8 protein-coding genes are annotated in these 9,505 nt (G+C 43.4%); all 8 read left to right on the forward strand.

All coding sequences use genetic code 11. The annotated features are described in order from the left end of the window. A partial coding sequence (locus tag AC1DPZ_RS16600; protein WP_477405368.1) for a permuted SH3 domain-containing protein occupies nucleotides 1–454 on the forward strand: 454 nt, incomplete at its 5' end. A 121-nt stretch (nucleotides 455–575) separates the two neighbouring features. Next, nucleotides 576–2,033, forward strand: coding sequence for a TolC family protein (locus tag AC1DPZ_RS16605; RefSeq protein WP_477405370.1), 1,458 nt, complete (start codon nucleotides 576–578; stop codon nucleotides 2,031–2,033). Nucleotides 2,034–2,094: 61 nt separating this feature from the next. Further along, complete coding sequence (locus AC1DPZ_RS16610) at nucleotides 2,095–2,760, forward strand: ABC transporter ATP-binding protein (protein ID WP_477405372.1); 666 nt, start codon at nucleotides 2,095–2,097, stop codon at nucleotides 2,758–2,760. Nucleotides 2,761–2,783: 23 nt separating this feature from the next. Further along, nucleotides 2,784–4,013 carry an ABC transporter permease gene (locus AC1DPZ_RS16615; protein ID WP_477405374.1) on the forward strand — a complete coding sequence of 410 codons (1,230 nt, stop codon included), beginning with the start codon at nucleotides 2,784–2,786 and terminating at the stop codon, nucleotides 4,011–4,013. A gap of 27 nt (nucleotides 4,014–4,040) precedes the next feature. Beyond that, complete coding sequence (locus AC1DPZ_RS16620; RefSeq protein WP_477405376.1) at nucleotides 4,041–5,228, forward strand: ABC transporter permease; 1,188 nt, start codon at nucleotides 4,041–4,043, stop codon at nucleotides 5,226–5,228. Nucleotides 5,229–5,249: 21 nt separating this feature from the next. Then, nucleotides 5,250–6,626 (forward strand): sigma-54-dependent transcriptional regulator, encoded by a 1,377-nt coding sequence (locus AC1DPZ_RS16625; RefSeq protein WP_477405378.1) that lies wholly within the window; start codon nucleotides 5,250–5,252, stop codon nucleotides 6,624–6,626. Next, nucleotides 6,610–7,944, forward strand: a complete 1,335-nt coding sequence (locus AC1DPZ_RS16630; RefSeq protein WP_477405380.1) for a sensor histidine kinase — start codon at nucleotides 6,610–6,612, stop codon at nucleotides 7,942–7,944. Before AC1DPZ_RS16625 ends, AC1DPZ_RS16630 begins: the two co-directional genes overlap by 17 nt. 128 nt (nucleotides 7,945–8,072) lie before the next feature. After that, on the forward strand, nucleotides 8,073–9,505 hold a 1,433-nt coding region (locus AC1DPZ_RS16635; RefSeq protein WP_477405382.1), incomplete at its 3' end, for an alpha-amylase family protein.

Consider the following 9,505-nt stretch of genomic DNA (forward strand, 5'->3'; position numbering starts at 1 on the left):
GGGCAGCTTTAAAGTATCTGGCAGTATTTCAGATAACTCAATGGATCAGCTGCACAGCGGAATCCCGGTTATTATCCGCATCAATGATACTCAACTGCGCGGACACGTTACCAATGTATCCCCATCGGTACAAAACAGTATTATTTCTTTTGATATTCAGTTAGATGATCGTGCAAACAAACAGCTTCGGCCAAATATGAAGGTGGACGTTTTTTTGGTGACGGCAACACATAGCAAGATCATGAGGGTGGCTAATGGTCCGGCGTTTAAAGGGCCGGCGGTTCAGGATGTTTTCGTGGTAAATAATGGAAAAGCGGAGAAGCGTACTGTGCACATCGGGCTCACCAATTTTGATTATGTAGAAATACAGGACGGTGTAAAACCCGGTGATGTAATTGTAACATCGGATATGACGGAATTTAAAAACTCGAAAGAAGTAACGATTACGAATTAAGTTACAATAAGCCTCATAGGAGGTACGAAGCAATCCCACAGAGTGGATTTGCACAGCTACTCTGTAGGTTGGGGATTGCTTCGTGCCTCGCAATGACGATTGAAATATAAAGGAAAACAGAATGAAATTTTTATACTCCATATTATTATTAACCATTGGCACAAAGGCATTTGCAGATGGTAGCATCGATACGCTGCGGTTAACCCTGCAGCAGGTGGTGGAGATGGCCAAGGCCAATTCAATAGCCGCCAAGCAGGCAGCAACCGTGCGCGAAACCAAGTATTGGGAGTACCGTACCTACAAATCAAATTACCAGCCGCAGCTGGCGTTAAGCGGGATTTTGCCCGGCTATACCAAAACATTTACACAGGTGCAGCAGCCCGATGGTACCATTCGGTTTCAGCCTATACATAATGACAACTCATCGCTGGCATTAAACTTTAGCCAAAGTATTACAGCTACAGGCGGTACTGTTTATGGCACCACCCAACTACAGCGGTTTGACGATTTCGACAGGCATAATATTTTATACAATGGTATCCCTTACGGCATCGGCTATACCCAGCCGCTCTTTCAGTTCAATAGCCTAAAGTGGGACAAAAGGATTGAGCCCTTGAAATATAACGAGAGCAAGCAGACTTACATTGAGGCCCAGGAAAAGATCGCTATTGATGTGGAAGGTTTCTTCTTCGATTTGCTATTGGCCCAGGTGAATTTAAAAATTGCCGAAACCAATTATACCAACACACAAAAGATCATGAATATTGCCAATACCAAATTTGAGTTGGGCAAGGTTTCAAAAAACGAGATATTGCAATTGCAGCTGGAGCAGATCAATGCAAAAAAAGCAGTTGGTACCGCTAAGCGCGATATGGAAATAGCTACCCTAAACCTGCGCAGCTATACGGGGCGGGAGGGGGAAGAAAAGATAGTATTGGTAGTACCTCAACATATCAGCCAGATGCAGGTATCATCAGATAAAGTACTGGCCGAGGCTTTTGCAAACAGATCTGATGCCATTGCGTTTTTACGTCGTGTTGCCGAGGCTAAGCGGGATGTTGCAAAAGCTAAAGGTCAAAATGGATTAACCGCTACATTAAATGCCAATCTTGGTTACTCAAACACAGCAACCACTATTCCGGGTGTTTATAAAAATCCGCAAAACCAGCAGGTATTGCAGGTGCAGTTGGCCGTGCCTATATTGGACTGGGGGCGGTCGAAATCGCGCGTCAAAACGGCTTTGGCTAACCAGCAATTTACCGAATATGCGGTAGAGCAGGATAAACAAACCTTTAAGCAGCAGATTGTAACCCAGGTGTCGCTTTTTAACATGATGAAAGAGCAACTGGTATATACCGCCGAGGCCGACAGCATCGCATCCGAAAAATACCAGATAGCCCGCGAACGCTATGTTTTAGGAGATCTGAGCATCACCGACCTCGGTATCGCCTTCCGCGAGAATGACCAGGCCAAGCGCGATTACGTAGCATCGCTCCGGGATTTTTGGGGGGCCTATTACCAGTTACGCTACCTGTCGTTATACGACTTTGAAACCAACAAAAAGATCACTTATCAATAATTTAAATAGTTCAATAATTAATCAAACAACTCACTATTCACCATTCACAACTCACTTAAATATGATCCGTTTACAAAACATCGAAAAAGTGTACCGCACAGACACTATAGAAACCCTGGCCCTGAACAGCATAAGTCTTGATATTGCCAAAGGCGAATTTTTATCCATCATGGGCCCGTCGGGCTGTGGTAAAAGTACACTGCTGAATATCATGGGTCTGTTGGATGCGCCATCAAAAGGGAATATAAAAATCGCTGATAAATCAACAGAAAAACTGAACGATAAGCAGCTGGCGCAGTTTCGTAACAAAACCCTGGGCTTTATCTTCCAAAGCTATCACCTGATAAACGACTTGCAGGTGTTAGATAATGTGGAACTGCCCCTGCTATATCGCGATACTACAGCCAAAGAACGTAAAATGCTGGCAACCGAAGCATTGGAAAAAGTAGGTTTGGCAAACCGCGTTAAACATTTCCCAACCCAGTTATCGGGTGGGCAGAGGCAGCGTGTGGCCATAGCACGGGCAATAGTGGGCAAGCCCGACATTATTTTGGCTGATGAGCCAACCGGTAACCTGGATAGCGCCATGGGTAACGAGATTATGGAGATCCTGATCAACCTTAACCGCAACGAGGGCACCACGATAGTTATGGTGACACATGATGAGAATATGGCTCACAAAACTCACCGTTTAGTACGCTTATTTGATGGTACCCAAGTTCAATAATTAACCGCCTAAAATTAAAAGTTATGCTTAAAAATTATTTTAAAATAGCCATAGCGGTATTGCGCAGGAGGAAGTTTTTTACCTTTATTAGCCTGTTTGGTATTAGTTTGACACTTACCATCTTACTGGTGCTTACCGCTTTTCTGGATAAAATAGCAGGCGACAGTTACCCCGACAGGAAACGCGATCGCTCGTTATATATATCACGCATCCAGCAGAAATCAAAAACCKGTCAAAACTCCGGTACAATGTCGTTTTACTATCTCGATCACTATGTGCGTACCCTTAAAACTCCTGTTAAACTGGGGATATCATCTATGTTTAGCGGTACCAATACCTATGTAAATAATAAAAAGATAGCCGTGAGCTACAAATACACCAATAACGATTACTGGGATATTATGGATTACGATTTTATTGAGGGTAAAACCTTTAGCAGGCAGCAATTAGCCAATGCCGATAAGGTTGCGGTAATATCTGAGGATATGAAGAAGCAGTATTTTGGCGATGTGCGATCGGTTGTGGGTAAATATATTGAAGCAGATAACGTGAAATACAGGGTGACAGGTGTAGTTAAAAATGTACCTATCACCAGTTACATGACCTATAGTGATATTTACCTTCCTTACACAGTGTCAAAATCAGATGTAACCAAAGGTAAGGGGTACCAGGGTGGTTTCTACGGGATACTACTTGCAGATTCAAAAAACGATGTACAGCGCATGCACGATGAATATGAAGGATTGGTAAAAAGGCTGCCTATGGAAAGTAGAGAGTTTTACAAAATATCCAGTCATGCCGATCCCTATATTGTAAGTTATGTTGATACTGGCAATGACGACCTTTCGGGCGTAACCATTGTACTTACCGCGATAGGTATATTTACACTATTGGTTACCCTTTTGCCAACGCTCAACCTGGTGAACATTAATATTACCCGTATTATGGAACGCTCTTCAGAAATTGGGGTACGTAAGGCTTTTGGCGCGTCGTCCGGAACCCTGGTTTATCAATTTATTGTCGAAAATATTATACTCACCCTGTTGGGCGGGCTTATAGGAATAGTACTGTCATTTATAGCGATACAGGTTTTAAATAGTATGAACCTGATTCCTAATCTTATACTGTCCCTCAATTTTACGGTATTGGGTATCGGTTTGCTTATTTGCTTCTTTTTTGGCCTTCTATCGGGTGTATACCCGGCCTGGCGCATGTCAAAACTAAACGTTGTAACTGCGTTAAAAGCGCAGTAGATCATTTACCATTAAATTTAAGATATTATGTTTAAGCATTTATTTAAACTCATCTGGAATAAAAAGAAACAAAACTTTTTATTGATGTCCGAAATGTTTTTTTCATTCCTGGTGCTGTTCGCGGTATTTACCCTGATGGTGTATTACTACAGCAACTATAAAAAAACAATGGGCATGGAATATGAAAATGTATGGGTTGTTAGCTATAACAATGCCCTGCAAACAAAAAACACCGATTCGCTGAATAGGTATTACGAAACCTTGCGACAAACCGTAAAGGCGTTGCCGGAGATTAAAGAAATTAGTTTCTGCAGTGATAATATTCCTTTTTCGCAAAACACCTGGACCGGTGCGGCAACCATTAATCATAAAACCTTTGACCATGTTAATATGTACAATGCCGAGGATAGTTACCTTACAACCATGACCGGAACCCTGCTTGAAGGCAGATGGTTTAACAAAACAGATATTGTTTCAAAAGTGCCTGCAGTAGTGATAAATAATGAGTTACGGGAAAAGTTATTTGGAAAAGGCGAAGTAATAGGTAAAATATTTGACGAAGGTGATGATGGTAAAAATAAGAGAAGAGTAATAGGGGTGATACAGGCTATCAAGATGAAGGGTGATTATGCAAAGCCAGGCGACGCCATTTATCACCGCATTGATACCGGCACATTCAGGTGGCTGGGTAAAATAATGGTAAAGGTTGCTCCTGGCGCTAATGCAGCATTTGAGGCCCGTTTATATAAAACCCTGGCCAATTATATGAAAGATTCAAATGTGGAAATAGAACACCTGGTAAACAAACGTAAGGATATTAATTATTTTACATTGGTACCCATGATAGTATTGGGTATTGTTGGAGGTTTTTTAATAATTAATGTGGCGCTTGGGCTGTTTGGTGTATTATGGTATAACATTAACAAAAGGCGGGGCGAAATTGGTTTGCGCAGGGCAGTTGGTGCTACGGGGGGGGCGGTTTCCAAACAATTAATCACCGAATCAATGATCCTGGCTACATTTTCGCTCATCATCGGTTCATTTTTTGCCGTGCAGTTCCCATTGTTAAATGTGTTTGATCTTTCGGCGGGTATTTATTTAGCGGCAATTTTATTCGCTGTGCTATTTATATACCTGCTGGTGTTCTTATGCTCATTATATCCGGGCAGGCAGGCGGCTGCAATTTATCCGGCAGTTGCTTTACACGAAGAATAATTACGATATTAACCTGCAATTATGATATTGGTTATTGATGATGATATTGCTGTACGCACCTCGCTTTTGCTGCTGCTAAAAAGCGAAGGGTACGAGGTTTTGAGTACCGAAGAACCGGCGGATGCTTTAAAGATCATAAAAAAAAGCAAACCCGAACTAATTATTCTCGACCTGAATTTTTCGATAGATACGTCGGGACAGGAAGGTATGGAATTGCTCGAAAAGATAAAACAGCAGCATAATAGTGCCATCCCGGTGATCCTGATTACCGGCTGGGGCAGCATCGAACTGGCTGTAAAAGGTATGAAGCTTGGTGCCAATGATTTTATAAATAAGCCCTGGAATAACGAACACCTTTTACAGTCGGTGAAAACCCTGATAGATCTGCGGGATAAAAAGACCGAGCACCGTACCCGCAAACAATTGGATAAAACCTACAACTTTCAGCACATTATAGGCGAAGACCCTAAAATGCTGGATATACTGGAAACTATCGGTAGGGTAGCTACCACTGATGCATCCATCCTCATCATGGGCGAAAGCGGAACAGGCAAGGAGCTGATAGCCGAGGCCATTCACCAAAACAGCCTGCGCCGTAATAAGCCATTTATTAAGGTGAACCTGGGTGGCATCTCCACTTCATTGTTTGAGAGCGAGATGTTTGGACACATCCGCGGGGCCTTTACAGATGCAAGGTTTGACAGGATTGGCCGTTTTGAAATGGCCCATAAAGGCACCATATTTTTAGATGAGATAGGCGATCTGGATGCCAGCAGCCAGGTAAAACTACTACGCGTATTACAGGACCGGACTTACGAAATGTTGGGCAGCAGCCGCACCAAAACACTGGATACCAGGGTAGTTTGCGCCACCAATAAAAACCTTAACGAAATGGTATCGCGCGGTACTTTTAGGGAAGATCTGCTGTATCGTATTAACCTGATTACCGTTTACCTGCCCGCCCTGCGCGAGCGGCCGAAGGACATTCCTCTACTGGTTGATTTTTTTATCAATAATTTAAAAGAGATTTATAACCGGCCTAAATTATCTGTTGCGGCATCGGCCATGAAGTGGCTGCAAACCCTACCTTTACCCGGTAACATCAGGCAATTGAAAAACCTGGTGGAACGATCTATACTGGTGAGTAAAAAAGATGAGCTGGGTATTGACGATTTTCGTTCGCAACTGGAGTTATCACCTGTAAAAAAAGGCAATATGCAGCTGCCTGGTGTTGGTACTTTAACTTTGGAAGAAGTAGAGGTGGAGATGATAAAACGTGCCATGGATCATCATAAAAACAAGATAAGCAGGGCCGCGGCGGCTTTAGGGCTCACGCGCAGCGCCCTGTACCGACGGCTCGACAAATACCAGATACCATACGATGAAGCTGAGGACTAAATACGTTTTATTTGTTGTAATACTGCACCTGGTAACCCTGGTGCTCACTTACTTTATTTTTAACCAAAACAAGATCTTCTTTATTATATCAGAGGTATTTGTGCTCATTTCAGTTGTAGTAGCTGTACAGCTTTACCGCCAGCTGATAAATCCTTTAAAGCTATTGATGCAGGGAGTTGATGCCATAAAGGACAAGGATTTTAATGTTAAATTTTTATCAACCGGCAAACACGAGATTGATGCGCTGATTGATGTTTATAACCAGATGATGGATGAGTTGAGAACAGAACGTACAAGGCAGGAGCAACAGCATTTCTTTTTGGAAAAACTGATCTATACTTCGCCAACGGGCATCATTATATTGGATTTTGACGATCATATACAGCAGGTGAACCCAAAAGCTCGGCAGCTTTTGTCAGTTACCGAAGACAAACTTCATGGATATTCCATTCAGGAACTGGAACACCCCTTATTTGAACAGATGAGGCTGCTTAAATCCGGCGAAACAACGGTAGTAAAGCTGGACGGGGTAAGCTCATTTAAACTCCAGAAATCGCATTTTGTGGATAGAGGGTTTTCGCGCCATTTTATTATGATCGAAGACCTGACCGCCGAAATACTGGCCGCCGAAAAAAAGGTATATGGCAAGGTGATCCGCATGATGGCGCATGAGGTGAATAACACCATTGGCCCGGTTAACTCCATCATGCAATCGGCCATGAAAACCGACCAGCTTTGGGAGGGGCACAACTTTGATATTTTAAAAGATGCCCTGCAGGTAGCCATGGACCGCAATCAAAACCTCAACCTGTTTATGCGCAACTTTGCCGACCTGGTGAAGCTGCCACCCGCCAATAAACATCCCGTAATACTTCAAAAGCTTATCAACTCGGTAGCCACGTTGATGTCCATCAAAGCCGAAGAAAAAGGAGTAAACTTTGAGTTTAATTTGCCCGATGATGCGGTAACTATCATGGGCGATGAACAGCAACTGGAGCAAGCGCTCATCAACATTGTAAAAAATGCCATTGAGTCCATTGATGATAAAGGCTCGGTAAAATTCACCCTCAACCCTAAAGAGAAAAAACTCATTATCAGCGATACCGGTAAAGGTATCACTACTGAGCAAAGCATTAACCTTTTTTCGCCATTCTTCAGCACTAAAAAAGACGGGCAGGGCATCGGGCTTACCCTTGTAAGGGAGATTCTCCTTAATCACGGTTTCGAATTCAGCCTAAAGACGGTTGCGGAAAGGCAAACAGAGTTTGTAGTGTGGTATAAGCCGCACCCAGCACCCTCTAAAGGAGAGGGCTTTTAATTTGAGCCTGCAGGGCCACGGGGAATAGTAGCCTGAAATCGAGACTCTTATTTGCTCGTTTAATATTATTTCATTTTAATTCCCTGAAACCTTTTAGTAATGTTGTAAATCCAATTCAGAACATTACCATGCAAAGACGACATTTTTTAAAACTTACTGCAACTACCGGCGTGGCCGTGTTGTTCAGCCGGCTTACTTATGCAACATCAACCCAAACATCGGCTATTAATGCTCCGGATGAAGTCTGGGCACAATCTGGCAATGAATGGTTTAAGCTGAAGGTTACCAGTGGTAACAAATTTACCTATAAGGATATAGAGGTTACGGTAAAAACCAGCGGAAATGCAAAAGGAGTATATATTCAATCGCCAACACAACAGCTTAATTCGGTACGTTTAAAATGGAAGCATAACGTATCTTCATCAGCAAAATACCTTGGTGATCATTGGGAGCGTTCTTATGGCGACCTGCAATGGAAAACCGGCTTTGATGGTATTAAAAATCCATGGTACGTAATAATACACGATGCAAAGCAAACTGCCTGCTTCGGCGTAAAAACAGGGGCAAATAGTATTTGCTGGTGGGGTTTAGATACTGATAGCCTGGAGCTTACTTTAGATACCCATTCGGGTGGCAATGGTGTATTGCTTGGTAATCGCACCTTACATGCTGCAGATATCATTACCGGCCATGGTTTGCCCGGTGAAACGCCCTTCCGTACCGATCATCGTTTTTGCGGGATGATGTGCGAAAAGCCCCGCCTGCCCAAACAGCCAATTTATGGTATAAACGACTGGTACTTTGCCTACGGCAACAACAATTTCGACCTGATAAAACAAACCACGGCTATGATGAGTGAGTTGATTACTGATACCGGCAACAAGCCATTTTCGGTGATTGATGCAGGTTGGGCTACCTATTCGCCTTTGCTGCCCGGCGATGGTGGCTGGAATGATGATTTTAGTAAACCCAATGATAAATTTAAAGACATGCACCTGCTTGGTGATGAGATAAAAAAACTGGGTATGCGCCCGGGTCTGTGGATGCGCCCGCTTTGCGCCCGTCATGACGAAAAGGCAAGTTTACTGGCGCCAAAGATCCCCGGCAGGGACGATCCTAAAAACCCAACGCTCGATCCTACCATCCCGGAAAATATTGAACGGATTAAACGCAACTTCGATTTTTACAGGCAATGGGGCTACGAAATGGTAAAGCATGATTTCAGTACCTATGATATAACCGGCCGCTGGGGTTTTGAAATGAAGAACAGTATCACCGTACCCGGCTGGAACTTTAATGACAGGAGCAAAACCACTGCCGAGATCGTTCTTCACCTGTACCGTTCCATCCGTGAGGCAGCCGGAGACGGCATTTATGTAATTGGCTGTAATACCATGAGCCACCTGAGCGCCGGGATCTTCGAGATGTGCCGCATAGGTGATGATACCAGCGGAAATGAATGGGCCCGAACCCGAAAAATGGGTGTAAATACACTGGCTTTCCGCCTGCCGCAGCACAATAAATTTTATGCTGTTGATGGTGATTGCGTTGGGCTTACCAC

It is taken from the genome of Mucilaginibacter sp. P4_G9 (assembly GCF_056400985.1).

What these genes read in the sequence shown, in the direction of transcription:
- AC1DPZ_RS16605 (WP_477405370.1), top strand. Translation starts at nt 576, where the DNA reads ATGAAATTTTTATACTCCATATTATTATTAACCATTGGCACAAAGGCA.
- AC1DPZ_RS16610 (WP_477405372.1), top strand. Translation starts at nt 2,095, where the DNA reads ATGATCCGTTTACAAAACATCGAAAAAGTGTACCGCACAGACACTATA.
- AC1DPZ_RS16620 (WP_477405376.1), top strand. Translation starts at nt 4,041, where the DNA reads ATGTTTAAGCATTTATTTAAACTCATCTGGAATAAAAAGAAACAAAAC.
- AC1DPZ_RS16625 (WP_477405378.1), top strand. Translation starts at nt 5,250, where the DNA reads ATGATATTGGTTATTGATGATGATATTGCTGTACGCACCTCGCTTTTG.
- AC1DPZ_RS16630 (WP_477405380.1), top strand. Translation starts at nt 6,610, where the DNA reads ATGAAGCTGAGGACTAAATACGTTTTATTTGTTGTAATACTGCACCTG.